The sequence below is a fragment of the Candidatus Microbacterium colombiense genome, from assembly GCA_029203165.1.
Classification (GTDB): domain Bacteria; phylum Actinomycetota; class Actinomycetes; order Actinomycetales; family Microbacteriaceae; genus Microbacterium; species Microbacterium colombiense.
The window spans coordinates 507421-532164 of sequence record CP119308.1; the positions used below are offsets into that span (position 1 = coordinate 507421).

The 24744-nt window shown below is 68.6% G+C and carries 23 protein-coding genes; 12 read left to right on the forward strand and 11 right to left on the reverse strand.

Annotation, left to right across the window (positions count from 1 at the left end; all coding sequences use genetic code 11):
- Nucleotides 1-4 precede the first annotated feature (4 nt).
- From P0Y60_02565 to P0Y60_02580, 4 genes are read left to right on the forward strand one after another with little or no spacing between them, the layout of a single operon-like run.
- Nucleotides 5-1264: a sugar ABC transporter substrate-binding protein gene (locus tag P0Y60_02565; protein WEK61666.1), complete on the forward strand. Its 1260-nt coding sequence runs from the start codon at nt 5-7 to the stop codon at nt 1262-1264.
- On the forward strand, nt 1261-2196 hold the full coding sequence (locus tag P0Y60_02570) for a sugar ABC transporter permease (GenBank protein WEK61667.1): 936 nt from the start codon (nt 1261-1263) through the stop codon (nt 2194-2196). Before P0Y60_02565 ends, P0Y60_02570 begins: the two co-directional genes overlap by 4 nt.
- Nucleotides 2189-3079 (forward strand): carbohydrate ABC transporter permease, encoded by an 891-nt coding sequence (locus tag P0Y60_02575; GenBank protein ID WEK61668.1) that lies wholly within the window; start codon nt 2189-2191, stop codon nt 3077-3079. Before P0Y60_02570 ends, P0Y60_02575 begins: the two co-directional genes overlap by 8 nt.
- 4 nt (nt 3080-3083) lie before the next feature.
- Nucleotides 3084-4238, forward strand: a complete 1155-nt coding sequence (locus P0Y60_02580) for an ROK family transcriptional regulator (GenBank protein WEK61669.1) — start codon at nt 3084-3086, stop codon at nt 4236-4238.
- A 161-nt stretch (nt 4239-4399) separates the two neighbouring features.
- On the opposite strand, the gene P0Y60_02585 is transcribed toward P0Y60_02580, so the two are convergent.
- Complete coding sequence (locus P0Y60_02585) at nt 4400-5116, reverse strand: SGNH/GDSL hydrolase family protein (protein WEK61670.1); 717 nt, start codon at nt 5114-5116, stop codon at nt 4400-4402.
- 55 nt (nt 5117-5171) lie between these two features.
- On the opposite strand from P0Y60_02585, the gene P0Y60_02590 reads away from it, so the two are divergent.
- The gene (locus tag P0Y60_02590; GenBank protein ID WEK61671.1) at nt 5172-5699 is read left to right on the forward strand and encodes a cytochrome C5; all 528 of its coding nucleotides are present in this window, start codon (nt 5172-5174) and stop codon (nt 5697-5699) included.
- 21 nt (nt 5700-5720) lie between these two features.
- Here P0Y60_02590 and P0Y60_02595 read toward each other — a convergent pair whose 3' ends face one another.
- Together P0Y60_02595 and P0Y60_02600 are read right to left on the reverse strand one after the other, a co-directional pair.
- The gene (locus P0Y60_02595; GenBank protein ID WEK61672.1) at nt 5721-6722 is read right to left on the reverse strand and encodes a magnesium and cobalt transport protein CorA; all 1002 of its coding nucleotides are present in this window, start codon (nt 6720-6722) and stop codon (nt 5721-5723) included.
- A 398-nt stretch (nt 6723-7120) separates the two neighbouring features.
- Nucleotides 7121-7963, reverse strand: a complete 843-nt coding sequence (locus P0Y60_02600) for an SDR family NAD(P)-dependent oxidoreductase (protein ID WEK62845.1) — start codon at nt 7961-7963, stop codon at nt 7121-7123.
- 209 nt (nt 7964-8172) lie between these two features.
- On the opposite strand from P0Y60_02600, the gene P0Y60_02605 reads away from it, so the two are divergent.
- Nucleotides 8173-8478 (forward strand): hypothetical protein, encoded by a 306-nt coding sequence (locus P0Y60_02605; GenBank protein ID WEK61673.1) that lies wholly within the window; start codon nt 8173-8175, stop codon nt 8476-8478.
- Between the two features lie 34 nt (nt 8479-8512).
- On the opposite strand, the gene P0Y60_02610 is transcribed toward P0Y60_02605, so the two are convergent.
- On the reverse strand, nt 8513-9328 hold the full coding sequence (locus P0Y60_02610) for a hypothetical protein (protein ID WEK62846.1): 816 nt from the start codon (nt 9326-9328) through the stop codon (nt 8513-8515).
- A gap of 126 nt (nt 9329-9454) precedes the next feature.
- Here P0Y60_02610 and dinB point away from each other — a divergent pair, with 126 nt between their 5' ends.
- Nucleotides 9455-10651: a DNA polymerase IV gene (gene dinB / locus P0Y60_02615; protein WEK61674.1), complete on the forward strand. Its 1197-nt coding sequence runs from the start codon at nt 9455-9457 to the stop codon at nt 10649-10651.
- 6 nt (nt 10652-10657) lie between these two features.
- Here dinB and P0Y60_02620 read toward each other — a convergent pair whose 3' ends face one another.
- Both P0Y60_02620 and P0Y60_02625 read right to left on the reverse strand, forming a co-directional pair.
- Nucleotides 10658-11383 (reverse strand): spermidine synthase, encoded by a 726-nt coding sequence (locus P0Y60_02620; GenBank protein ID WEK61675.1) that lies wholly within the window; start codon nt 11381-11383, stop codon nt 10658-10660.
- Between the two features lie 5 nt (nt 11384-11388).
- Nucleotides 11389-12201: a hypothetical protein gene (locus P0Y60_02625; GenBank protein ID WEK61676.1), complete on the reverse strand. Its 813-nt coding sequence runs from the start codon at nt 12199-12201 to the stop codon at nt 11389-11391.
- A 291-nt stretch (nt 12202-12492) separates the two neighbouring features.
- Between P0Y60_02625 and P0Y60_02630 the strand changes: the two genes are divergently transcribed.
- Entirely contained in the window at nt 12493-13371 is an 879-nt protein-coding gene (locus tag P0Y60_02630) for an alpha/beta hydrolase (protein WEK61677.1), read from the forward strand.
- Entirely contained in the window at nt 13368-14456 is a 1089-nt protein-coding gene (locus P0Y60_02635; GenBank protein ID WEK61678.1) for a M20 family metallopeptidase, read from the forward strand. Before P0Y60_02630 ends, P0Y60_02635 begins: the two co-directional genes overlap by 4 nt.
- A 32-nt stretch (nt 14457-14488) precedes the next feature.
- Here P0Y60_02635 and P0Y60_02640 read toward each other — a convergent pair whose 3' ends face one another.
- Nucleotides 14489-15202: a helix-turn-helix domain containing protein gene (locus P0Y60_02640; protein WEK61679.1), complete on the reverse strand. Its 714-nt coding sequence runs from the start codon at nt 15200-15202 to the stop codon at nt 14489-14491.
- Nucleotides 15203-15514: 312 nt separating this feature from the next.
- Between P0Y60_02640 and P0Y60_02645 the strand changes: the two genes are divergently transcribed.
- Nucleotides 15515-17293, forward strand: a complete 1779-nt coding sequence (locus tag P0Y60_02645) for a sigma-70 family RNA polymerase sigma factor (protein ID WEK61680.1) — start codon at nt 15515-15517, stop codon at nt 17291-17293.
- Nucleotides 17294-17311: 18 nt separating this feature from the next.
- On the opposite strand, the gene P0Y60_02650 is transcribed toward P0Y60_02645, so the two are convergent.
- The 4 genes from P0Y60_02650 to P0Y60_02665 form a co-directional block, all read right to left on the reverse strand.
- Nucleotides 17312-17770: a LuxR C-terminal-related transcriptional regulator gene (locus P0Y60_02650; protein WEK61681.1), complete on the reverse strand. Its 459-nt coding sequence runs from the start codon at nt 17768-17770 to the stop codon at nt 17312-17314.
- 182 nt (nt 17771-17952) lie between these two features.
- Nucleotides 17953-18279, reverse strand: coding sequence for a nuclear transport factor 2 family protein (locus P0Y60_02655; GenBank protein WEK61682.1), 327 nt, complete (start codon nt 18277-18279; stop codon nt 17953-17955).
- 93 nt (nt 18280-18372) lie between these two features.
- Nucleotides 18373-20238, reverse strand: a complete 1866-nt coding sequence (locus P0Y60_02660; GenBank protein ID WEK61683.1) for a VaFE repeat-containing surface-anchored protein — start codon at nt 20236-20238, stop codon at nt 18373-18375.
- A gap of 174 nt (nt 20239-20412) precedes the next feature.
- Nucleotides 20413-20886: a hypothetical protein gene (locus tag P0Y60_02665; GenBank protein ID WEK61684.1), complete on the reverse strand. Its 474-nt coding sequence runs from the start codon at nt 20884-20886 to the stop codon at nt 20413-20415.
- A 171-nt stretch (nt 20887-21057) separates the two neighbouring features.
- Here P0Y60_02665 and P0Y60_02670 point away from each other — a divergent pair, with 171 nt between their 5' ends.
- Together P0Y60_02670 and P0Y60_02675 are read left to right on the forward strand one after the other, a co-directional pair.
- On the forward strand, nt 21058-22914 hold the full coding sequence (locus tag P0Y60_02670; GenBank protein WEK61685.1) for a prolyl oligopeptidase family serine peptidase: 1857 nt from the start codon (nt 21058-21060) through the stop codon (nt 22912-22914).
- A 107-nt stretch (nt 22915-23021) separates the two neighbouring features.
- A complete protein-coding gene (locus P0Y60_02675) occupies nt 23022-24722 on the forward strand; it encodes an ABC transporter substrate-binding protein (GenBank protein ID WEK61686.1) in 1701 nt (566 codons plus the stop codon).
- The last annotated feature ends 22 nt before the right edge of the window (nt 24723-24744 follow it).

Sequence of the window (24744 nt, forward strand, 5' to 3'; positions counted from 1 at the left end):
ACACATGCGCAGATCGACCACAGCCTCCGGTGTGGCGGCTCTCGCTGCCATCGCCCTGCTCGCCGGATGCTCCTCCGGCGCCACGACGGGCGGTGACGCCGAAGGCGGCGACGTGACCCTGACGTACGGGGTCTGGAGCCAGGACGAGACGATGCAGGCCCTGATCGACGCGTTCGAGAAGGAGAACCCCGGCATCACCGTCGACCTGCAGGTCAACCCGTGGAACGACTTCTGGACCAAGCTGCAGGTGGGCGCGCAGGGCGGCACGGCCCCCGATGCCTTCTGGATGCTGGGCGACCGGTTCCAGGTCTACGCCGCGAACGACCAGCTGCTCCCGTTGAGCGATGCGATCGAGGATGCCGGCGTCGATCTCGGCGTCTACCCTGAAGCGCTGGTCGACCTGTTCACGCTGGACGACGAGCTGTACGGCCTCCCGAAGGACTTCGACACGATCGGGCTCTGGTACAACAAGGAGCTCTTCGACGCCGCCGGGGTCGACTACCCGACCGCGGACTGGACCTGGGACGACGTCAAGACAGCGTCCGCAGCACTGACCGACGCCGACGCCGGCGTGTACGGGATCGCCGCTCCGCTGAACCGTCAGGAGGGCTTCTACAACACGGTCGCCCAGGCCGGAGGGCACATCATCGAAGACGGCGCCTCGGGGTACGACGACCCGAAGACCCAGGAGGGCATCCAGTTCTGGACCGACCTCGTCGCCGACGGCTCGTCGCCGACGCTCGAGCAGTTCGCCGACACCGAGGCGGTCGCCCAGTTCGAGAACGGCACCGTGGCCATGTACTACGGTGGCTCGTTCTACGCGCAGCGCTTCTACGAGAACGCCGACCTGCGCGCGAAGATCGACGTCACCGTGCTGCCCCAGGGCGCCGAGCGTGCGACGGTGATCAACGGCATCCAGAACGTCGGGTTCGCCGGCACCAAGCACCCGGAGGAGCTGAAGAAGTTCCTGCTGTTCCTCGGAGGCAAGGAAGCGGCCGAGATCCAGGCCGACACGGGAGCCGTGATCCCCGCGTACGAAGGTACGCAGCAGGCGTGGGTCGACTCGATGCCCGAGCTGAACCTGCAGGCGTTCATCGATGAGGTGCCCTACGGTGTCGTGTACCCGGTGTCCGCGGACACCGCGGCGTGGAACGCGCTCGAAGACGAGTACCTCCCCGCCGCGTGGAACGGCACCGACAGCGTCAAGACGGTCGCCGACAAGCTCGCCGCCGCAATGAACGACGCGCTCGCGAAGGAAGAATGAGCACTCCCACGACCGGGCGGGGCGCTGCAGAGCGCTCCGCCCGCACCACCCGCACCCGCAGCCGGCTCCGGCGCAACGCCCCGGGGCTGGCCTTCATCGCGCCCGCACTGGTCGGCCTGCTCGCGCTGTACATCGTGCCGCTGCTGACCACGATCTACCTCAGCTTCACCAAGACCAAGCCCTTCGGGGGCGAGACCTTCACCGGCATCGACAACTATGCCCGACTGGTCGCGGACCCGCAGTTCTGGTCGGCGCTCGGCAACAGCGCCGTCTACACCGCGATCGTGCTCATCGGCATCCCGATCAGCATCGTGCTCGCCAGCCTGATCCATGCGGTGCGTCGCGGCAAGAACATCTACCGTGTGCTCTTCTTCCTGCCGATCGTCACCCTGCCCGTCGCGGTGGGGATGGTCTGGCGGTACATCTTCAACGGAGAGTTCGGGCTGCTCAATCAAGCTCTCAGCCTCGTGGGCGTCGACGGCCCGAGCTGGGTCGCCGACCCGAGCGTCGCGATCTTCGCCGTCGCGATCGTGGGCATCTGGATGAGCCTGGGAACCAGCATCATCATCCTCGGAGCCGGCCTGCAGGGCGTTCCGCCCGAGCTGCTCGAGGCGTCCTCGCTCGACGGGGCCGGGCCCATCCGCCAGTTCTTCGCCGTGACCCTTCCGCTGCTCTCGCCCAGCATCTTCTTCGTGTCGGTGCTGTCGGTGATCTCGTCCCTCCAGATGTTCGACCTCATCTACGTGATGCTCGTACGCGGATCCCAGGCGGAGACGGCATCCCAGACGATCGTCTACTACTTCTTCCAGCAGACCTTCCTGCGGTTCGACCGCGGCTACGGGGCGGCGATCGCGATCGTGTTGCTGCTGGTCATCATGCTCGTGACGGCGCTGCAGTTCCGGCTGCAGCGAAAGGCGGTGTTCTATGGCTGAGATCGCCACCCTGGTCGCTCCCCTCGCTCGGAGCGGAGCCCCTGCGGCGCGGCCGGCCGGCCGTCGTCGCCGCCGCTCGCAGTGGTCCCTGCACCTCGTGCTCATCATGTGCGCCTCGCTGATGGTGCTGCCGTTCGTGTGGCAGCTGCTGACGGCGTTCAAGTCGGTGTCGGAGTCCCGTGCCGTGCCGCCGGTGCTGTTCCCCGAGATCCTCGACTTCGGTGCCTTCGAGCGTTTCTTCGCGACGGTGCCCTTCGGCAGCATGCTGGGCGTGTCCGTGCTCTCGCTGCTGCTGCGCGTGGCGGGGCAGCTGGTGATCTGCACGCTGGCCGCCTACGGATTCGCGCGTTTCCGTTTCCCCGGTCGTGACGCGCTGTTCCTGCTGTTCCTCGTCATGCTCATGGCGCCCAGTCAGCTGTTCCTGATCGCCCAGTTCGACCTGATGAAGACCTTCGGGCTGCTCAACACGGTGCCGGCGATCGCGATCCCCGGCATCTTCTCGGCGTTCGGCACGTTCCTGCTGCGGCAGGCGTTCCTCGCTCTGCCCGCCGACTACGAAGAGGCGGCACGGCTCGACGGGGCGAACGCGTTCCAGATCTTCTGGCGCGTGATGCTGCCGATGGTGGGCCCGACCGTCGCGGCGCTGGCCGTGCTCACCTCGCTGTACTCGTGGAACGATCTGCTCTGGCCGCTCATCGTCACCTCTTCGCCCGACACCATGACACTCCCGGTCGGCCTCGCGAACCTCCAGGGACAGTACGGCACCGACTACCCCACGCTGATGGCAGGATCGTTCATCGCATCCCTGCCGCTCGTCGTGATCTTCATCGCCCTGCAACGGCAGTTCTTTGCGGGCATCGCCTCCAGCGGTCTGAAAGGCTGACGTTGTGAATCGCATACCGGTGACCTCGCCCGCATCCGTGGCGGTCTTCCGTCGCATCCTCACGCACGGGCCCCTGGGCCGCGTCGACATCTCCCGCGCCACCGGGCTCTCGCAGGCGGCGGTGACGAAGGCCGTGACCCCGCTGATCGGCGCCGGGTTCGTGGTCGAGGCCGACGAGCTGCGCGCGGCACCGTCGATCGGCCGACCGGTCAGCCCACTCGCGGTCGCGCGGGGACGAGCCCACATCATCGGGATCAAGGTCACCGCCGAGCGCACGTACGGCGTGCTGACCGACCTCGGCGCGACCGTGCTCGCTCGCACCGATGCGGTCAACGCGAGCTCGGCGGTCGAGCATGTCGTCGAGGCCGTGCATGCCGTGGTCGACATCCTCCGCGCGGCCTCGCCCACACCGGTCGACGGCATCGGCGTGGCCGTGTCGGGCGACGTGGACCGTGACGGCGGCATCGTGCGCGACTCGCCGCTGCTCGGATGGCGCGGCGTGCCGCTCGCCCGCATCCTGGAGGAGTCGATCGGGGTGCCCACGATCCTCGAGAACGACGTGCGCGCGCTCGCCACCACCGAGCTGCTGTTCGGCTTCGGACGCGACGCCGACTCCTTCGCCGTCGTCACGATCGGCACGGGCATCGGCTGCGGGCTCTACCTCAACGGCAGGGTCGTGCAGGGGGCGCACGGCGTCGCCGGCGAGATCGGCCACCTCCCGCTCGGCCCCGTGGATGCCGTCTGCAGCTGCGGCCGCCGCGGATGCGTCGAGGCAGTCGCCTCCACCGCCGCGATCCTGAACGAGATCCGCGCCGGTCACGACGACTCCTCGCTCACCGTCGACGATGCCTTCGCGCTCGCGCACGAAGACGACCCGGTCGCGCGAGTGGCCTTCGAGCGCGCGGGTGGGGTGATCGGTTCGGCGCTCGCCGCGCTGGTGAACCTCACCGGACCCGAGCTCGTCGTCATCGCCGGCGAGAACGTGACCGAGTACGGACTGTACGAGGACCGACTGCGTGCGACGTTCGCCGAGCACGCGTTCGGCGCCGCGAGCGACTGCACGATCGTGCTGCGTCCGCACGTGTTCGACGACTGGGCGCGCGGGGCTGCGGCCTGCGTGATCGAGGTGATCGCGAGCGGGATCGCCGCGCACGGGTAGGGCGCGGGGCCGGGGCGCGGTGCGCGGAGTCGCGGAGTCGCGCGTTCATAACTCCTCAAGAACGCGCTCGGCCGGTGGGGCCGTCCGCGTGATTCCGGGCGCACGTCCCCGACAGGGTCACGTTTCTCCGGAGTTATGAACGCGTCTGGCGGGTCAACCGGTCACGCGCGGGCAGCCGCGACCTGCCCCTCGAGCAGGGCGAGGGTGCGCGAGGCCTCCGGCTGCAGCCCGAGAATGCGGGCGAGTTCCAGGGCGAGGGCCGCGTGGCCGGTCGCATTCGGGTGGAACGGGTCGTTCATCAGCCCCCAGGGGATGCCGCCTCCGCCGAGCTCGGTGAAGCGGGCGAGCTGATCGACCAGGATCACGTCGTCGTGCGCCGCGACAGTGCGCACGGCAGCGGCGAACTCCTCGATCCGGGCGCGCTCGGGAGCGTTCGCGGCATCGACGGACGGCGGGGTCTGCAGCACCGGGACCGCGCCGAGATCGCGCACTCGCGACACGAACTCGTTCAGCGACGCCGCGTACTCGTCCGGCGAGATGACCGCCCACACGCCGCCGGTCGACATGTCGTTGGTACCGATCATGAGCGTCACGACATCCGGCCGCCACGACGAGACGCGGCGCTCCCAGTCGCCCAGGATGTCGACGATGCGGTGGCCGCTGATGGCCGAGTTGACGACGATGTCGCGCACCCGCCCGAGCTCCTCGCGGATGATCTCGTGCAGATGCTCGGGGTAGCTGCGCCCACCCTGCGTGTGCACGAGGCCGTGCGTGATCGAGTCGCCGGTGATGACCCAGTTCAGTGGCTCGTCGCTGGCGAGGGCATCGGCGAGACGGCGGAGGTCGGCAGCGGCGGTGGGGGAAGAGTCGTTCGGCACGAGGACGAGCCTATCCGCCGCCCCGTTCGCGCCCCGGATGCGAAAGACTGGTCTCATGACCTCGCCTGTGCTCGACGCCCTCCTCGCCCGCATCGTCGACAGCGGACTCCTCGACGAACCGGTCGCCGAGAACGGTCTGGTCTACGGGCGCGCGAGCATCGATGCGGCCGGATCCACCGTGACGGTGAACGTCGATCCCGAGCTGGAGGACGGCGATGACGACGACATCGACACCGACGAGCTCGTGGAGTCGATCTCCCGCATCCTCTCGATCAGCGAGTCGCGGTGGCGTGCGGTTGTCGATGAGGTGGCTCTCGACATCGAGGATGCGGTCGACGACGAGCCCGTGATCGAGCAGGTCGACCTGCGCGATGATCTCGAGGCGACCTCCGTCGTCGTGTTCGCCGACGCCCTGTTGCTCGCCTTCGATGCCCCGCGTCAGTTCCCCGACTCGCGCATCCTGGTGCAGCTCGACGAAGACCTCGAGGTCTCCGGCATCGAGGTCAGAGATCGTGAGGGGGCCACCGAGTTCGACACGCTCGATGACCTCCTCGACCACATCAGCGGGCCCGACGACGAGTGATCGCCCCCGGCATCCGACCGATCACAGCCACTTCTTGAACTTGAAGACGCCGTAGAGGCCGATCGCGAACGCGGCCATACCTCCGAGCGCGAGAGGGTAGCCCGCGGCCCAGTGCAGCTCCGGCATCACGTCGAAGTTCATGCCGTAGACGGTGCCGACCAGCGTCGGGGCGAAGATGATCGCCGCCCACGAGGAGATCTTCTTGATCTCGTCGTTCTGGGCGAGGCTCGCCTCCGACTGCCGCCGCGCGACGAGGGCGGACTGCACGGTGAGCGCGTTCTCGAGGATCGCGCGGAACGAGTCGACGCGCTCGTTCACCCGGATCGTGTGGTCGAGCACGTCGCGCAGCGAGCGCTGCAGCTCCTCGTCGATGCGGTACTTGTCGGATCCGCGGCGCAGCCATTCCAGCATCCCCGTGAGCGGGTGCACCGCCCGCTGGAAGTTGATGACCTCGCGCGAGAGCTCGTAGATGCGCCGGGAGAGGGCATCGTCGTCGCTGTCGCCGAAGAGCTGATCCTCGATCTCGTCGATGTCGTTCAGCAGCCCGGTCACGATCGGCTCGTATCCGTCGACGACCTCATCGAGGATCGCGTAGAGCACGGCTTCGGGACCCATCGCGAGCAGCTCGGGGTGGGCCTCCATGCGCTGCCGCACAGCCGAGAGGTTCGGCGATTCCGCGTGCCGGATCGTGACGACGAAGTCGGGGCCGACGAAGAGGTGCAGCTCGCCGAACTCGATCGACTCCTGCTCGTCGCGGTAGCGGGCGGGGCGCAGCACCGCGAACAGGGTGTCGCCGTAGCGCTCGACCTTCGACCGCTGGTGTCCGGAGAGTGCGTCCTCGACCGCGAGGGGATGCAGGTCGAACTCCCGCGCGACCGAATCGACCTCCTGCGGGCTGGGTCGGTACAGGCCGATCCACGCGATTCCGCCGATCGCACTGAGGGTGCGGGAGGTGTCATCCAGGTTCTTGAGGGTCTCCACGCGACGTCCGTGGACGTACACGCCGTTGTCGATGAGGGCCATGATCGGCTCCGTTCTCGCGCGCGCACACGACAGCATCAGGCTGTGTGCGCAGAATTCGTCAGGGGGCGGATGACGCCGCCGACGGCTGCGGAGAAGGACGTGCGATCGCGGAGCGGATGCTCAACGCGCGAGCGCAGGGAGTCGCGACGCAGCGGTGGCGGCGTCGATACTATCGTCGGACATCGCCATCACCGCCTTTCGGACGCTCCTGGGGTCGATCGACCCAAGGGGCGAGCTTACTCCCCGTTCCTGGGGGTTCGCGCCGTCGCTGCCGGAACCGTGGTCCCACGAGTGCACGACATGCGGGCGAGTGCACGGGATGCTGACGCGCAGAACCCGTGCACTCGGCAGGAACCCGTGCACTCGGCACCAGCCGAGCCCCGCAGCGTCTGTGCCGGTCAGCGCGGAGGGATGCCGACGAGTTCGGCGCTGCGCTGCCACAGTGCCTCGGCGAGGGCGGCGTCGTCTGTCTGCGGGTTCACGCGGTTGCTCAGCACGCGCTCGTCGTAGTAGGCGCCCGAGAACCAGGTCTCATCCGGGGTGCCGTCGATGAACCAGCGCAGGGTGCCGCCGCCCTGCTCCGCGCTGATGAGCAGCAGTCGCTTCAACGGGGTGCGGTACACGAGCCGCATGATGCTGGACGACTCCGAGGCGAAGTTCGTGCTCACGGTTCCGGGGTGGAAGGCGACCGCGCGCAGTCCCTCGGCGTGGAACCTGGTGTGCAGGCTCTTCGTGAACAGCACGTTCGCGAGTTTCGCGTCGCCATAGGCCTTGTTGGCGCTGTACTTCGTGCGGTTGTCGAGGTCGTCGATGTCGAGGTGTCCGAACAGGCGGTGGGCGACGCTCGAGGTGTTGATGACGGCGGCTCCCGACCGCAGCAGCTGGGGCAGCAGCAGGTTCGTGAGCAGGAAAGGAGCCAGGTGGTTCACCTGAAGCGTCTTCTCGAACCCGTCGACCGTGGGGGTCCGGTCGCCGAAGATGCCGCCCGCGTTGTTGGCGAGCACATCGATGCCGTCGTCGCCCACTTCGGTGGAGATCTGTGCGGCGAGCTGCCGCACGTCGTCGAGTCGTGCGAAGTCAGCGGTGAAGTGCATCGCTCCGGTCTCGGCGGCGACGGCTCTGGTCTTCTCCGCGGAGCGGCCGACGAGGATCAGCCGGTGTCCCTCGGGGGCGAGTTGCCGAGCGGCCGCAGCGCCGATGCCATCGGAGGCGCCGGTGATGATGATCGTCTTCCGCGTCATGAGCTGCCGTCCGTCGAGGTCGGAGTGGATGCCGGGGGGCGAGTGGCTGTGCATCCGTTACCCGTCGATCCCTGCTCGTTCGATGCTAGGGCAGATCGTGTCGTGGCTCGCGACATCGGGCGCCGTCGGGCGCCGCGCGGCTCTGGCATGATCGGGTATGAAGCCGCGCCTGCGGTGTCGACGGTGGTGACGGCAGAGGGAGGGCGTTTTTGCGACTCCTCAGCGGTCTGGGTGCGATCCTGTTCCTCATCCTCCGGGGCTGCGTGCTGTGGCTCCTGATCCCGTTCGCATTCCTGGCCTGGCTCCTCTTCCATTCCTGGGCGCAGCGAGCCACGCTCCGGCAGGCGCTGTGCTGGTACGACGCTTGCCTGACACTCGGGCTGGTGCGCGGGATGCTGCGCCCGTTGCTCCGGCCATCGCGCAGTTTCTCCGTTCGAGCCCTTCCGCGGATGAGTGCGCTCGAATCGCACCGGATCCGCCTCGTCGGCATGGACGTCGTCGACCTGGTCGGATGATCGGCCCTTCGCTCACCCGACCCACCCACGCCCGTCACCGCAGGTACGCGTCGACGAGGAGGGCACCCCGGATCGTGCGCAGCTCGTCGATGATGCGGGCGATCCCCGACGCGCCGACCGAAGACAGCACCAGGTCGTGCGGGCCCAGCGGTTCGAGCGTGCCGGTGCGGATGCGGATGACCTCCCACCCCGCGGCACGAAGCGCTCGGTCCTTCCGCAGATCGGCATCCTGTCGCTTGCCCACGTGCTCAAGGCCGTGACGTCCGACAGTGTCGTACTCGATCGCGACCCGCAGCTCGGGGAACACGATGTCGGGCCAGACCTCCGTGTGGCGGAAGAACGGCCGTGACACCTTCACCGCGTTGATCGCGGCGTCGAACTCGATCCGTGCGGTGAGGCCGGCGCGGAGTCGCCCCTCTGCGGCGGATGCGGGGCGCGGCGCGCATGTGCTCACGAACGCGGTGCCGGTGGGCAGATCGGGGGTCTTCGTGCAGAGCGCGGGTGCGGGGCGACGCGGCGCGCGGGCAACGGGGCGAGCCTCGCCCAGCACGACCGGCTGCGGCCGGGCGAGCGAGGAGCAGTCCGGACACCACGCCGAGCGTCGCCGCACCGGGCCGGGGCGCTCGCGCTGCTCGGTCGGAGTGGCCGCGAAGACGTGTCCGACCGGGCACTCCCAGCACAGCAGCACGTCGGCCGCGAGAGGGATCTGCGACAGGACGATGCCCTGATTCAACTCCGGATGGTACTGCCGCACCAGCTCGGGATACGCCGCCCACCCGGCGCGATACGTGCCCACCGCATACGGGACGGCGCGACCGCGGGAGAACTGCCGTCGCGCCCACCACTGCATCACCGGCTCAGGCACGCGCCGACCATACGTGTGGCCGCCGACATCGCCGTTTGTGCGACCCGATAGCGACGCCGATGTCGTGGGTCCGTGCGACGATCCGCACGGGGCGGGAGACAGGGGAACACGATGCGCGGGGAAGCGACGGTGCTGCACGCCGACCTCGACGCGTTCTACGCGTCGGTCGAGCAGCGTGACGCGCCCGAACTCCGCGGTCGGCCGGTGATCGTGGGCGGCGGGGTCGTGCTCGCCGCGAGCTACGAGGCGAAGGCGCGCGGAGTGCGCACAGCCATGGGTGGCAGACAGGCGCTTGACCTCTGCCCGGATGCGGTCGTCGTCCCGCCGCGCATGGAGGCCTACTCCGCCGCGAGCAAAGACGTGTTCGCGATCTTCCGCGACACCACCCCGCTCGTCGAAGGGCTCTCGATCGATGAGGCGTTCCTCGAGGTCGGTGGTCTGCGACGGATCGCCGGCACGCCGGAGCAGATCGCCGCGCATCTGCGCGAACGCGTGCGAACCGAGGTCGGGCTGGCGATCTCGGTCGGGATCGCGCGCACCAAGTTCCTCGCCAAGGTCGCGAGCGCCGTGAGCAAGCCCGATGGGTTGCTGCTCGTCGAGCCCGAGCGCGAGGAGCAGTTCCTGCTTCCGCTTCCGGTCGAGCGGCTGTGGGGCGTGGGTGCGGTGACGGCCGAGAAGCTGCACCGCTACGGCGTGCGAACGGTCGGACAGCTCGCCGAGCTCGAGGCCGCGACGGCGGAACGGATGCTGGGAAAAGCAGTGGGAGCGCACGTGCACGCCCTGGCCCGGCTACGGGATCCGCGGCCGGTCGACACCACCCGGCGACGCGGATCCATCGGCTCGCAGCGCGCACTCGGCTCGCGTCCGCGGGCTCCCGAGGAACTCGACCTCATCCTCACCCAGATCGTCGATCGGCTCGCGCGACGGCTCCGCGACGGCGATCGCGCGTGCCGTTGCGTCGTGCTGCGCCTGCGCTTCGGCGACTTCTCGAGGGCCACGCGCTCGCGCACACTGCGAGGGCCCACCGACCGCACCGCCATCCTGCTCACGGTGGCTCGTGCTCTGCTCACCGCCGCGCAGCCCGAGATCGCCGCGCGCGGCATCACCCTGATCGGCCTGTCATTGTCGCAGCTCGAGCATGCCGATCGGGTGCAGCCGGAGCTGCCGATCGATTGGGGCGACGAGGCGCGCCTCGACACCGTGCTCGATACGCTGCGCGAGCGCTACGGCACGACCTCGGTGTCGCGAGCGGCGCAGCTGGGGCGCGATCCGGGGTGGTCGTCGCCGATCCTGCCGGAGCACGAGTGACCGCGGTCAGGCGGCGGGGCCGCCCGCGCCGCGGCTGCGGGCGACATAGACCGTGTTCGACGACGTTCCCCCGGTCACCGCGTTCGCGAAGTCGACCACGTGGGCCACCGCATCGTCGAAGACCGCGCGCAACGTCGTCATGAAGTCCTCGTCGGGCGGATCGTCCGACCACAGGGCGAATGCGCCGTCGTCGGTCAGATGCCGATCGAGGGCGCGGAGCCCGTCCACGGTGTACAGATCGGCGTGCGTCGGGTCGAGCTGGTGCCGCGGGGAGTGATCCACGTCGAGGAGGATCGCCGTGTACGCAGGCTGCCCTTCGGCGGGCTCTGCACGCATGAGGGCGAAGAAGTCGTCCTCGACGAGTCGCGTGCGTTCGTCGTCGACGAGCTCCGCCGAGACCGGAAGCAGCTTGCGCTGATGCCATCCGATCACCGCTCCGAGTCGATCGACGACCGTGAGCGAGCCCACGCGTTCGTCGCGCAATGCCGTGACGGCCGTGTACCCGAGCCCGAGACCGCCGACCAGCACGGCGAGGCCATCACCGGAGACCGCGGCGAGTCCCAGTCGGGAGAGCTCCTCCTCGGCCACGGTGAACAGGCTCGACATCAGGAATTCCTCGCCGAGCTTGACCTCGTAGACCTCCTGCCCCACCGACGGCTCCATGCGCCGACGCAGCATCAGGTCGCCGATCGGCGTCTCCTGGAAGTCGAGCTCTTCGAATCGAGTGATCATCGCGGTCAGGCGGTCTCGTCGCGCAGAGGCAACCGCATCCGCTCCGGCTCGGGCTCCGGCTCGGGAGCGACGGATGCCGGTGCTGCGGCCTGTGCCGGCAGCTCGCGCGCGACCTGCTTCTCGAGCACGGTCACGGCGTCGTCGCTCAGCAGGATGAGGCCGTCGAGCTCCTCGCGCACGCGCTTGTACGCGATGTTGCGTTCGGCCTGCGTCGCCGACTCATCGACCGCGACCTTCAGCAGTTGCTGTGCGCGGTCGAGCCTTTTGCGCTCGGGCTCGGTGAACGTCGAGTCTCGCAGGCGCCGCGCATCCCTCTCGGCGATCTCGAACGCCACGGCGTAGTCGCCGACGGCCTGCAGGTATTCGCCGACCTGCTGTTCGCTGACCTTCGCCTCGGCCGAGGGCGGGCGCAGAGCATCCGCCTTCTTCTTGGCCCGCAGGAACGCGGCGGTCAGCGGTTGACGACCGTCGCTCATGGCCGGGAAGGCGATCAGTTTCGCGACGTCGAGCTCGTAGTCGAGCCAGTGCGCGGTGATCTCATCGTGCTCGGCGAACAGGCGCACGAGCAGGTCGTTCGGGGCGACGGATGCCGTGGTGTCGATGATCGAGGGGCCGCGCCGCTTGGCCTGCTGCGTGAGTCCGCGGGCCTCGATCTCAGCGGTCTTGAGCTGCGCCTTCATGCGCAGGGTCTCGAGCCGACGCTCGTGACGGCGCTTGGAATTGCGCTCCCACGCCTTGGCAGCGCCACCGGCCACCCCCATGATCGGGAAGATGATCCACCAGGGCACAGTGCCGAGCCACGTCCAGAACGGTTCCATGATGTGCTCAGCCTACTTCTCGCACGCCCGCCCCGCGGAGATTCTCCGGCGGACCCCGCGTGCTCCCCGTCCCGGGCGACCGGTCGCAGATGGTCGCATCCACTCCCTCGTGGCGACAGGATGCGATCTCCCCCACGCGAGGCCGGGCGCATGTGGCCGCATCCGCACCTCCAGAGCGGCAGAATGCGCCCGCCTGCGCCCGCCTGCGCCCGAGCGCCCCACTACCCCCAAGCTGTGGTCATTGATATAGTCAACGCAATTGACTTGCACGTTGGGCACGAGAGTTGGACGATGATGACCACACCCCGCACGCCGATCACGGTGGACTGCGACGGCATCGCGATCGCGGCCGAGGTCGGCGGATCCGGCCCCGCCGTGCTGCTCCTGCACGGCTACCCCGAGACGAAGGCGATGTGGAACGACGTCGTCGAGCAGCTGTCGGTCGACCGCACCGTGATCACCACCGACCTGCGCGGATACGGTGACTCCGCCAAACCGCGCGGGGCCTCCTACGCCAAGCGCGACATGGCCGCCGATCAGGTGGCTCTCATGCGACAGCTCGGCCACGAGCGGTTCACGGTCGTCGGTCATGACCGGGGAGGCCGGGTCGGGCACCGCATGGCGCTCGACCATCCGGATGCCGTGGTGTCGCTGGCCGTGCTCGACATCGTGCCGACCCTCCACATGTTCGATCACGTCGACCGGGCGATGGCATCCGCCTACTTCCACTGGTTCTTCCTCGCGCGGGACGACGGAATGCCGGAGGCGCTGATCGGCGCCGACCCTGAGACCTGGTTGCGCAGTCGCTTCACAGGACGCAGGCACGCGGGCGATGCGCTGCCCGACGCCTACGACGAGTACCTGCGCTGCTTCGACCTCGACACGGTGCATGCGTCGGGCGCCGACTACCGTGCGGCAGCCACGATCGATCTCGATCACGACCGCGCCGACCGCGATGCCGGCCGCACGGTGGACTGCCCGGTGCTCGCCCTGTGGGGTGCGCACAGCTACGTCGGCCGCAACTTCGAGGTGCTCGACACCTGGGCCCCGTACGCGCCCGGCGTCACCGGAGCGGCGATCGACGCCGATCACTACCTCGCCGAAGAGGCGCCGGATGCCACGGCTACAGCTCTTCAGGGATTCTTCGCGACGACGGGAGCAGCGGCATGAGCGCACGTGACGAAGCGGTCGACCGGCTCGACCGGCTCGTGTCGATCGAGACGCCGACCGGAGACATCGACGGCCTCGCCGCCGCACAGGAGCTCGTGCGCTCGTGGCTGGAGCCGGTACTGGGCGAGCCCGGCATCCGGGAGACCGTCGACGGCGTCACGCATCTGCGGTGGCCGGGCGGCGACGACCCCGCGGTGCTACTGCTCGCGCATCTCGACACGGTGTTCCCGAAGGGCACGATCGTCGACCGGCCGTTCCGGATCGACGGCGACAGGGCGACCGGGCCCGGCGTCTTCGACATGAAGGCCGGCATCGTGATCCTGGCCGCGGCCCTCGCCCGCGCCGAGCATCCCGAGCGCGTCGCTGTGCTGCTCACGAGCGACGAAGAGGTCGGATCGCTCACCTCGCGTGGACTGATCGAACGCGAGGCCGCGCGCGCCGGCGCTGTGCTCGTGCTCGAGCCGAGTCTTGACGGCGCCCTCAAGATCGCCCGACGCGGCGGCAGCATCTACCGCGTCGCGATGACCGGACGCGCGGCGCACGCCGGACTCGAACCGTGGAGAGGGCGCAGCGCGCTCACCGAGCTCGCCCACCATGTACTCGCGCTGCCGACGCTCGCCGATGCGGAACGCGGCACCACGGTCAGCCCGACCGTGGCCGCGGCGGGCACGGTGACGAACGTGATCCCCGAACATGCCGAGGTGCGCGTCGACGTGCGCGCCTGGACGCTCGGCGAGCTCGAACGCGTGGATGCCGCGATGCAGCGCCTCGATCCGCACACGCCCGACGTGAGCGTCGAGGTGACGGGCGGCATCAATCGTCCACCCATGGAGGAGAGCGCATCCGCCGAGCTCCTCGCCTGTGCCCGGCGGGTGGCGGCGCGGCTCGGTCATCCCTCGGTCGAGGCGGTGTCGGCGGGCGGTGCCTCCGACGGCAACTTCACGGCCGCCGTGGGCGCCCGCACCCTCGACGGCCTCGGTCCGCTCGGCGCCGGAGCGCACGCCGACCACGAGTGGGTCTCGGTCGACTCGCTCATCGAGCGGATCGACCTGGTGACCGGGATGCTCGACGAGCTCACGGCCTGAGCCGGGCGCCGCCTCAGACGCCGGGCGCCGCCTCAGACTCCGGGCGCGTGCCGCTCGATGCTCTCCAGCAGCAGGTCGAGGGCGGTCTCCCAGGCGCGGGGATCGCGGATGCCGGGAAGGGCGTCACCGGCCCAGGCGATCTCCGGGTACTTCTCGGGGTCGAGTCGGCGGTAGTCCATCTGCCAGGTGAGCTCATCGGCATCCTGCACCTCGGCGGGCAGCACGCTCAGCGCTGCCTGGATGCTGGAGGCCGAGCGGATCAGCTGGCCGAGCGCGCGGGCGTAGAGGGCCGCCTGCTCGCGGTCGTAGCCGCCGCGGCGCAGTGCGCCGATCGAGAACTCCATCGAGGAGAAGTCGGTGGGGCGGCGCAGCGCTCGCTGCAGAGCGAGCTCGGGGTAGCGCATGTAGTGGTCGTGGATCAGATGCGCCTGCGAGCGCAGGTCGGCGAGCCAGTCGTCGGTGGCCACCATGACGCCGCTGTACGAGCGGGTGCGGAGCATGTCGATCAGCGCGAGGAGGAGTTCGTCCTTGTCGCGGAAGTGGCGGTAGATCGACGTCGGATGCGCGCCGAGCTCTTCGCCGATGGATTGGAACGTGAGGCGGTCGAGCCCGTCGCGTTCGACCACGCGATCGGCGGCGGCCACGATGATGTCGCGGCTGAGCGAGTCGCGTGCGCGGCGAGGGCGTGCAGAGCCTTTCGCCGGGGTCTTCGCCGTCACCGATTCCGCGGCCTTGCGTATCGCCATCGAGAACTCCGTTCACACTGCGCGACCGGTTCGGGCCGCGCAGACATCACGGTACCCCACCGTCGTCACGGAGTCTGTCAGTGGCATAGGCAACGTCCACATCCGAGCACGACTTCGGAGTTCAGGGCAGACACCCCGCGACGACGGGATGCCGGTCGGCGCGTCACGCGCCATCTCCGAAGTCGTGCACGCACAAAATGCGTTCATACCGAAGGAGTCGTTGACCCCCAAAGGGTGATGCAACGATTTTTTGGGGGTCAAGGTGCAATATTCTGACGCCAGACGTGAGATTTGTGGTTCCGGGGAGGGAACATGATCGATCCTCGCAGCGATGCGGAGCTGCTGAGCGCGCTTCGACTCGGCGACCGAGGAAGCTACGAGGCTCTCTGGCGCCGTCACTCTGAGGCAGCGCGCCGCTACGCCTATCGTCTTCTTCCCGGGCGCGCGGATGACCTGGTCTCCGAGTCGTTCCTGGCGATCTATCAGCAGGTGACGACGACCGACAAGGGGCCGCAGTTCGCCTTCCGTTCCTACCTCAAGACCGTGATCCGCAACACCGCCATCGCCTGGAGAAGGGATGCCTCGCGGGTCCTGACGAGTGATGACCTCGATCAGGTCGACGTGCGCGATGGGCTCAGCGCTGTCGAGCAGCAGGCGAACTCGGCTGATGTGGTCGCGGCCTTCCAGGCTCTGCCGGCGCGTTGGCAGCGAGTGCTGTGGCTTGCCGAGGTCGACGAAGTCGACCGGCCGGCGATCGCCCGAGAGCTCGGGATCAAGCCGAATGCGGTGTCGGCCCTGCAACGTCGTGCACGCACGGGATTGAAGTTCCAGTGGCTGAGCCGCCAGATCCCCGCGGCGCTGCGCGATGACTCCACACATGTCGCGCGCCTCATCCCGCAGTATCTGACGGAACCGAACAATCTCGCGGTCGGCGTGGAGGTCGCCGACCACCTCCCGACTTGCTCGATCTGTCGTGAGTTGCTGCAGAGCACACGCGGCGGTGCCTCGCGGCTGCAGGGCACGACACTCGCGGTACTGCTGGGCACCGCCGGGGTCGGGGCCCCGGCGATCTCCGCGTTGTCGTCCGGCACTGTCGCCGTCGCAGCGCTGACGGGTGTCTCCGGCTGGCTCCTCGCCGGAGGGCTAGGGGCTGTGACCCTCGGAGGCATCATCGTGGCGGCGCTCATCATCGGGCCGGTGCCCGCGACATCGCAGGCGGACGCCGGCTCGATCCCGTCCGACACGCTCTCAGCCGTCGTATCCGATCCCGAATCCCCGCGCCTTCCCGGGCCGGATCTGCTCCCCGCGCATCCGCCCCTCTCGCCTCCTGACCAACCCACAACCGGGCGGTGGATCCTCGATCCGAGCATCCCTTCGGCGGGGCTCTCCGACGATCCCGATCAAGATATGCCCGTCGCCCCGACCCGCCCCCAGCCCGCCGGGCCTGAGGCCCCTGGGCCGGGCATCGACCCGCGATCGACGCTGTCTCCGGGCGTCACCAGTCCTACCGCGTCGTCCGGCTACCTCTCTCCGGTGATCGCGGGCCGCACGAGTCCGGGCGACAGCATCGTCGTGGCCCTCGGTTCCGAGCGCTACACACCGGCGGTGGCCGACGACGGCACGTGGAGCTTCGACACCCGCGCTCTGCAGCCGAACGCCGGAACCCATCCCTACGAGGTGTGGGCGTACGACGCGACCGCGCAATCGGTCGTCACGTCCGGTGCCTTCACCGTGCTCCCGATCCAAGTGCAGGGCTTCGAACAGCTCACCGGCTTCGAGGACATGCTGGTCGCCGAAGCGCAGACCACGGGGGTCGTCATCGCCGTCACGGGTCCGCCGAACGGCCGGGTGTTCATCACCTCGATGGAGGGGCATTCCGCGACGATCACCCTCGACGCGAACGGGTACACGCGCAAGCGTCTCCTGATGGATGCTGCGGGCTGGTACTACTTCACGATGCGGGCGCTCGACAGCGACGGATGCTGGGGCCCGGCGTTCGAGGCGGCCGTGGACGTCTACGACCCCGACGTGATCTTCGATCCGTGGGGCGGCGGCCCCGACAGCATGACCTTCGAGCTGGTCGATCCGTAGCCGGTTTCTCATCGGTGATCACGCCGGGTCCTTCTCGCGATGAGGCTCGGCGTATCCGTCAGCCCAGGCGATCTGTGCCAGCTGCAGCTTCGACCGCGCCGGACGGCCCGCAGAGGTGAACTTGTCTCGCACGCGATTCAAGTACTTCCGGGCCGTGTCGTGGCGGATGCCCATGGCATCCGCCGCTTGGCTGATGGTCAGACCGTTCGCATAAAGCGCGAGTACGCGTGCCTCCTGCTCGCTCAGGCGGGTACCCGCAGACGAGACATGGATGATGGCGTGAGCGGAGGGCGTCGTGATCGTCCCTCCGCTCAGCACGATCGCGGCGGCCGCGACGAAGTCGTCTTCCGCGTCGGCGGTGGACACGAAGCCCTCGGTGCCGGCATCCGCGACTCGACGCGCTGTCGTCCGAGTGCTCGGCGACGTGAGCGCGAGCACGCGCATGCCCGCAGCCCGCAGAGCCGCGAGTGCAGACACATCGTTCGACGACCAGGGTTCGAACGGAAGAGCGAGGACGAGCAGATGCGGCTGCGGAGACCCTCGTCGTGCGTGCCGTCGTCGCGTGCCGAGAAAGATCCATCACAGAGAGAAGGTGTACGTCGGTCGGAAAAAGTGACGTTCGACAATGACCTCCCTTCGGGGCCGGTGGAATGGTCCGCTCAGCCCTCGCGGATCGTCATCCTCGTGATCCTGTCGCCGGCGACGTCGAACGTGAAGGCGCTCACACCGTTCGCGTGCGTGCTGCGCCAGTCGCCGACGACGACGGTCCGCTGTCCTTGCCGTGTGACGGTGATGACGCGGAGGGTCCCGGCGGAACCGATGAACTCGCGGTCGCTCCAACGGATGATGGCTTCGGGCCCCACGAACTCGCGCCCCCAGTCATCGACGACGCCGTCGGGCGCAAAGGCGGCGATGAACGCGTCAGCGTCGTGCGCGTTCACGGAAGCGATGAAGTCCGCCAGCAGCGGCGGCAGTGAATCGGTCATGGTTCCTTCGTTCGTGGGTGAGGCGGCACCCCGATAGTAGGGGCGTGATCGGGCCCCGCCTCTGTGCAGTGAGACGGGGCCCGAGTCGTTCTGTCAGTCGGCGTCGACAGTTCTGCGGCGAGCGCGTCCTGCGAACAGGATCAATACGCCGAGAGCGAGAAGCGTGCCGGCCGCACCGACTGCGATACCGGGAAGGGCGCCACCCGTCGTTGCCAAGCCGTCCTTCGGCCCGGTCGAGGGTGTCGGTGTGGTGGGTGCCTGTTCGATGGTGACGGTCTGTGCGGCGTCGTCGATGTCTTCGTGGACGGCGACGGGTTCACCGGTGGTGTCGGTTCCTTCGTGGAGGCGTTCGAACGCGACGAGGGTCGTGCCGGCGTATCCGGTGGGGATGGTGAAGGTGACGTCGATGGTGCCGTTCGCGGTTTCCGGGGTGAACGTGGTGCTTCCGGTGATGCCGGTGGCGGTGCCGTCGGCCTTGTTCTGCAGTTCTCCGGTGAGGGTGTACTCGGTGCCGGGGGTGAGGTTCTGGTAGGCGACGGTGTCGATGACGGTGCCGCCGTTCCAGGGCAGGATGCGGTCGCCGTCAGCGGAGTCGACCAACGATGTGCCGATCGAGGGGAGCGGTGCGGCGGGTGCCTGTTCGATGGTGACGGTCTGGGCGGCGTCGTCGATGTCTTCGTGGACGGCGACGGACTCACCGGTGGTGTCGGTTCCTTCGTGGAGGCGTTCGAACGCGACGAGGGTCGTGCCGGCGTATCCGGTGGGGATGGTGAAGGTGACGTCGATGGTGCCGTTCGCGGTTTCCGGGGTGAACGTGGTGCTTCCGGTGATGCCGGTGGCGGTGCCGTCGGCCTTGTTCTGCAGTTCTCCGGTGAGGGTGTACTCGGTGCCGGGGGTGAGGTTCTGGTAGGCGACGGTGTCGATGACGGTGCCGCCGTTCCAGGGCAGGATGCGGTCGCCGTCAGCGGAGTCGACCAACGAAGTGCCGATCGAGGGCGCGGCGACGGCGGTCGTTGTCCACTCCACCGTCGCAGCGTCGGCGGTCGTGGCCGTGCTCGGCGCGACCAGGATGATCGTCTGCGCGTGGTTCTCCGCCGTGGGCGTCGGCGCCGCGCTCGACGGTACCGAGATGATCTTGCCCGTTGCGCTGGATCCCGTCGCGGTGACCGAGACGGTTGCCGAACCCGCGGCGGTCGATCCGCGCAGGTCGAGGTACAGCTCCTGGCCGTCGACGACGGCGTTCGAGGCGATCGCGTCGCCATTCGCATCCACGAGCGAGACCGTGGGGTCGACGGTCACGCTGACGGTCGGCTGGCTGGTGTGCACGACGAACGGGCCGACCAGCGAGTCCGCGGTCTGCGCGGCGGCGGGCGCGTCGATCGTCGCGGTGACCTCGAAGTCAGCCGGTGTCATCCCGGCGTTCGCGTTCGCACCGTTCACCAGATGCCAGTAGGCGGCCTCCGAATCCGGGGTCTCCCAGTTCCACGCGGCGTCGAAGGTGAGGTCGGTGTAGCGCCAGATCGCGTACTGGGTCGCCTCGATCGCGTCGTTCCGCGAGATGTCGGGGACACCCGCCGCGGCGCCGAACTCCTCGAGGGTCAGCGCCGGATAGCTGTGGGCGAGCACCCAGAGCACCTTGCCCTGGACTGCGGGGTCGGTGACGTAGTTGTCGCCGAGGTAGTCGTCGAGGTTCCCGACGTAGCCCTCGAGCTGCGTGCGCGCAGACACGTCGTGCTCGATGCAGTACGCCCAGAAGTCGGGGTCGCCGACGGCCGGAGTCTCACTCCAGATCGGGAACACGCCCGTGCCGCCGTAGCCCTGCTTGCTGCCGACGTAGACCGGGTCCCCGGCGTCCACAGCGGCCGACGCCGCGGTCGGCGCGATCAGCATCCCCAGCGCGAGCACGCTCGCGCCGACCCAACGCCCTACCCGGCTCCGATAATTCTTCTGCTGATTCACCATGCACTCCCTGCGTTCGCGCCCCTGGCATCTCCCGATGGAATCGTTTCAGGGCATTCTCGATTGACGGGCATCGGAGAACAGGGGGAGTGTTCCGCGATCCTCTCCGAAGGAGTGCGGGGTCGACGAAAGGTGACGCGGAGCGGTGATGACCGCTCGCGTCTTTTCTCGACGTCAGCGCAGGACCACGTCGATCGTCTCGGTGAACGGGTCGATGTTGATGTTCGTCGTGATCGAGTACCCGGATCCGGAGGGGCCCGTAGGGCGGAACTGGATACGGATGTTGGTGACGTCGCTGCCGGTGATCACCGCCGTGATCGAGCCGTCGGGGTTGGTCGTCACCACGATGCCGATCGCGTTGACCAGCTGCAGCGTGACGCCAGGATCGGGGACGATCATGACGGTAGTGCCTGAGGGGAGCAGGGCGAGGTCGCCGTTCGCGTCGCTGCCTTCGACGGTGTAATTGGTCACGTTGCCGCTGACGACGCTGACTGTCGCGCCTGTTGCCCAGAACGTCGCTGCCGGTGTTGCGATCGAGGCAGCGGCGAGAGGGGTGGCGATCGCGGCGGCGACCACGGGAGCCGACCAGGCCGCCCCGAGAACGACGGTTCGGCGCGAGATTCCGGGAGTGCGGGCATTTTCCTGCATGTGTGTGTTCCGATCTGTGTGGTGCAAGCCTTTTGGCGGCGGTCAAGGAACAAGGAGTCGGCTCGGAGGCGGAGGTGACGCGGTCGGCGTGATTCTGGTCGCTCTGCGCCTACGATGCACTAGCCAGTGTTATAGTCAACGTCATTGGCCATGGAGTGAGAAGGAGCGAAGATGCTCGACGTCCCCGCAGTCGCCGCCGATGAGGCGCTGGATGCCCGTTTCGCGGTGCCGTTCCTGTTGACGGTGCGGCCGGTGCCCGGCGCCGACGACCTCGCCCTGCTGGTCGAGAACCACCCGGACGGTGCGCGCGGCCGCGTCTGGCGAGCGCCCGCCGCTCCCGGCGACCTGCTCCCCTTCCCGGTGGGCGTCGGTGCGATCCTCACTGCGGACGGACGCTATGTCGTCGATCTCGACGATGACGGCGGCTCGGAGGTCGGTGGACTCGTGGCGCTCGCGGTCGACGGCTCCGAGCGCATCCCCCTCACGCCGGGTCGCGCGCCCTACGTGCTGCGCGGACTGGAGTCCTCGTACGACGGTTCGGCCGTCGTCGCGACCGTCGTCGATGAAGACGGCTTCCATGTGCTGGTCATCCCGGCCGCGCCCTGGGGTGCGCCGCGCGTGGTCTACTCGAACCCGGTCGAGGCCTGGTACGGCCAGATCTCACCCGACGGCACCCTCGTCTCGGTCGACACGACCGCGCACAATCCCAGCATCCGTCGTCCGCTCGTCACCGTGGTCGATGGTGCGACCGGTGCAACGGTGGCCACGCTCGACGATCTGCCGGACGGCCCGATCCGCGCGGTGCGCTTCGCTGCGGAGGCCGGCGACGACCGGCTGCTGGTGAACACCGAGCGCAGCGGATTCTCGCGCCCCGCGATCTGGCACGTGCGCACGGGGGAGCGCGTCGACTTCGACCTGCCAGCGCTCGCGGGAGAGGTCATCCCGGTCGATTGGCACTCGGCATCCGGTCGCATCCTCGCGGTGCACGTGGATGACGGCATCCATCGCCTCGTCGAGATCACGGAGGCGGATGCCGCGGTGCGCCTCGTGGTCGAGGGTGGAAGCGTCGCCGAACCCGATGTCGCCGACCTGCACCCGTTCCAGTGGGCGTCGTACTACGCGCCCGACGGTGCGATCCGCGCGACGCGGTCGAGCTGGCATGTGCCGCTGCACGTCGTCGAGGTCGCCGCCGACGGGACCGCGGCGACAATCATCGAACCCGCGCCCGTCCCCGCGGGTCGGCCACTGGAGTCGACGATGGTCACGAGCGCCGACGGCACCCGGGTGCAACTGTGGTCGGGCCGACCGGCCGGCGAGGTGCGCGGCACCGTGCTCGAGATCCACGGTGGACCGAACCTCGTCACCGTCGACCGCTACGATCCCTCGGCGCAGGCGTGGCTCGATGCCGGCTTCGCCTACTCCTCGCTCAACTACCGCGGGTCCGTCACTTTCGGTCGTGCGTTCCGCGAGGGATTCTGGGGTGTGGGCGGCGACCGCGAGATCGAAGACGTGGATGCCGCGATCGCCTGGCTGCGCACGCAAGAGCTCGCCGATCCGGCCTCGACCTTCATCACTGGTGCCTCCTACGGCGGCCACATGACCCTGTTGAGCGTCGGGCGACTCCCCGAATTGTTCGCCGGCGGGCTCGCCCATGTCGCGGTCGCCGAGTGGTCGGCAGCCATCGCCTCCATGAACCCGGCGGTGCGCAGCGTCTGGAGCTCGTGGGTACCGCCCGAGATGGTCCAACGATTCTCGGCGATCACCTATCTGGCCGACGTGCGCGCCTCGGTGTGGATCAACCAGGGGTCGGTCGACACCCGCACGCCGATCGTCGGGGTGCAGCGCTACGTCGACGAGCTGTCCGCCGACGGCGGCGATGTCGTGCTCGACATCTTCGAGGGCGGCCACGAGCCGACCGGGCTCGCCGGGGCCGTGCACGACCAGCGCCGCATGCACGAACTCGCGCTCCGTGCGCTCGCCGGACAGCGCTGGGACGGCGCCCATCTCATCCCTAGTCACGAACATTGACTAAAGTGCTTGCTATCTCTGTCTCTCCGTCCTAGAGTCAGACCACTACCCGCACCACAGCACCTCCTGCACTGTTCCTTCGTCGCACGCTCACTGGAGATCCGTCCATGTCGAAATCACTGCATCGCACCGTCGTACCCGCTTCCCGACGCGGCATCCTCGCCGTTCTCACCACCGTCGTGCTGGTCGGCTCGCTCGCCGCCTGCACCTCCTCGCCCACGACCCCCGAGCCCAGCGACGTCGCAGTGGCCGACGGCGGCGAACTCGTGATCGGCGCCGAGCAGGAGCCCGACTGCACCGACTGGATCGCCACCTGCGCCGGTTCCATCTGGGGCAGCTACATCATGCAGACGCCCACCCTGCCCAGCGTCTTCCAGACGCGTCAGGTCGACAAGGAGTGGGTGCCTGTGCCCTCCGACCTCGTCGCCGGAGAGCCCGTCGCCGAGGTCGCCGACGACGGCACGCAGACGATCACGTACTCGATCAACCCCGACGCGGTGTGGTCCGACGGCGAGCCGATCACCTCCGCCGACTTCGAATACACGGCACTGCAGATCCGCGACGGCGACGACATCTTCGACAAGACCGGATACGACCGCATCTCGGCGATCGACGCGACCGACCCGAAGACCGCGGTGGTCACGCTCGACTCCGCCTATGCGGGATGGCGCACGCTGTTCAGCGTCTACGGCCTGATGCCCGCCCACCTGCTCGACGGGCAGGACCGCAGCGCGCTCATGACCGACGGCTACGACTTCAGCGGCGGCCCGTGGAAGATCGAGAAGTGGACCCGCGGCACCTCGGTCACGCTCGTTCCGAACGAGAACTACTGGGGCGAGAAGCCGCACCTCGACAAGGTCACCTTCCTGTTCCTGCCCGACACGACCGCGGCGTTCCAGGCGCTCAAGAGCGGCCAGGTCAGCGCGCTCTACCCCTCGCCGCAGCTCGACGCCCTCACCCAGATCGAGGCGGGTCTGCCCGGCATCCAGTCGCAGGTCGACGCCCGCAGCGGCAACCTCGAGGCGATCTGGCTCAACAACGCCGCGGCCCCCTTCGACTCGGTCGCCGTACGTCAGGCGCTCGCGTACTCGATCGATCGCGACGCGATCGTGAAGCGGCTGTTCGGCAGCCTCGGCATCGACAAGGCGCAGCAGAGCTTCAACTCGCCCATGGTCGCCCCGTTCGCCTCTGACGACTTCTCGCAGTACACGCTCGATCTCGACAAGGTCGACGAGCTCATGAAGGGCGACGGCTGGAAGAAGAACTCGGACGACGTGTGGGCGAAGGGCGGCGAGACGGCGACGTTCTCGATCAAGACCCTGGCCGGCAACAAGCGCCGTGACCTCACCGTGCAGGTGCTGCAGTCACAGCTGGCGGATGCCGGATTCGAGATGACGATCGATCAGGTCACCCCGGCCGATCTGTTCGGCACCATCGCACCGGAAGGCGACTTCCAGGCGGGGATCTGGGCCCTGGTCGACACGTTCCCGGACCCCACGCTCTCGTCGACGTTCTCGTCGGTCAACATCCCGAGCGAGGCGAACGGTTTCTCCGGCATCAACTTCTACCGCACCGACATCCCCGGTCTCGATGATCTGCTCGGTCAGGTCGACAGCGAGATCGACACGGATGCCCGCATCGACGTGTCGCACGAGGCCGACGCGCTGATCGCCGAGAACGTGCCGTCGCTGCCGCTGGATGCCGTGCCGAACGTGCTCCTGTGGAGCGACAAGGTCGCAGGCCCCCTGCAGATCAACCCCGTCGAGGGCCCGTTCTGGAACCTGGCCGAGTGGGGCCTGGCCGGCTGAGGCCGCCCCGGGCTCGACCATC

Excerpts from the sequence above, each read along its gene's own strand:
- P0Y60_02565 (WEK61666.1), top strand. The coding sequence starts at position 5 with ATGCGCAGATCGACCACAGCCTCCGGTGTGGCGGCTCTCGCTGCCATC.
- P0Y60_02570 (WEK61667.1), top strand. The coding sequence starts at position 1,261 with ATGAGCACTCCCACGACCGGGCGGGGCGCTGCAGAGCGCTCCGCCCGC.
- P0Y60_02575 (WEK61668.1), top strand. The coding sequence starts at position 2,189 with ATGGCTGAGATCGCCACCCTGGTCGCTCCCCTCGCTCGGAGCGGAGCC.
- P0Y60_02590 (WEK61671.1), top strand. The coding sequence starts at position 5,172 with ATGACCTCGCCTGTGCTCGACGCCCTCCTCGCCCGCATCGTCGACAGC.
- P0Y60_02595 (WEK61672.1), bottom strand. The coding sequence starts at position 6,722 with ATGGCCCTCATCGACAACGGCGTGTACGTCCACGGACGTCGCGTGGAG.
- P0Y60_02600 (WEK62845.1), bottom strand. The coding sequence starts at position 7,963 with ATGACGCGGAAGACGATCATCATCACCGGCGCCTCCGATGGCATCGGC.
- P0Y60_02610 (WEK62846.1), bottom strand. The coding sequence starts at position 9,328 with ATGCAGTGGTGGGCGCGACGGCAGTTCTCCCGCGGTCGCGCCGTCCCG.
- dinB (WEK61674.1), top strand. The coding sequence starts at position 9,455 with ATGCGCGGGGAAGCGACGGTGCTGCACGCCGACCTCGACGCGTTCTAC.
- P0Y60_02620 (WEK61675.1), bottom strand. The coding sequence starts at position 11,383 with ATGATCACTCGATTCGAAGAGCTCGACTTCCAGGAGACGCCGATCGGC.
- P0Y60_02625 (WEK61676.1), bottom strand. The coding sequence starts at position 12,201 with ATGGAACCGTTCTGGACGTGGCTCGGCACTGTGCCCTGGTGGATCATC.
- P0Y60_02630 (WEK61677.1), top strand. The coding sequence starts at position 12,493 with ATGATGACCACACCCCGCACGCCGATCACGGTGGACTGCGACGGCATC.
- P0Y60_02635 (WEK61678.1), top strand. The coding sequence starts at position 13,368 with ATGAGCGCACGTGACGAAGCGGTCGACCGGCTCGACCGGCTCGTGTCG.
- P0Y60_02640 (WEK61679.1), bottom strand. The coding sequence starts at position 15,202 with ATGGCGATACGCAAGGCCGCGGAATCGGTGACGGCGAAGACCCCGGCG.
- P0Y60_02645 (WEK61680.1), top strand. The coding sequence starts at position 15,515 with ATGATCGATCCTCGCAGCGATGCGGAGCTGCTGAGCGCGCTTCGACTC.
- P0Y60_02655 (WEK61682.1), bottom strand. The coding sequence starts at position 18,279 with ATGACCGATTCACTGCCGCCGCTGCTGGCGGACTTCATCGCTTCCGTG.
- P0Y60_02665 (WEK61684.1), bottom strand. The coding sequence starts at position 20,886 with ATGCAGGAAAATGCCCGCACTCCCGGAATCTCGCGCCGAACCGTCGTT.
- P0Y60_02670 (WEK61685.1), top strand. The coding sequence starts at position 21,058 with ATGCTCGACGTCCCCGCAGTCGCCGCCGATGAGGCGCTGGATGCCCGT.
- P0Y60_02675 (WEK61686.1), top strand. The coding sequence starts at position 23,022 with ATGTCGAAATCACTGCATCGCACCGTCGTACCCGCTTCCCGACGCGGC.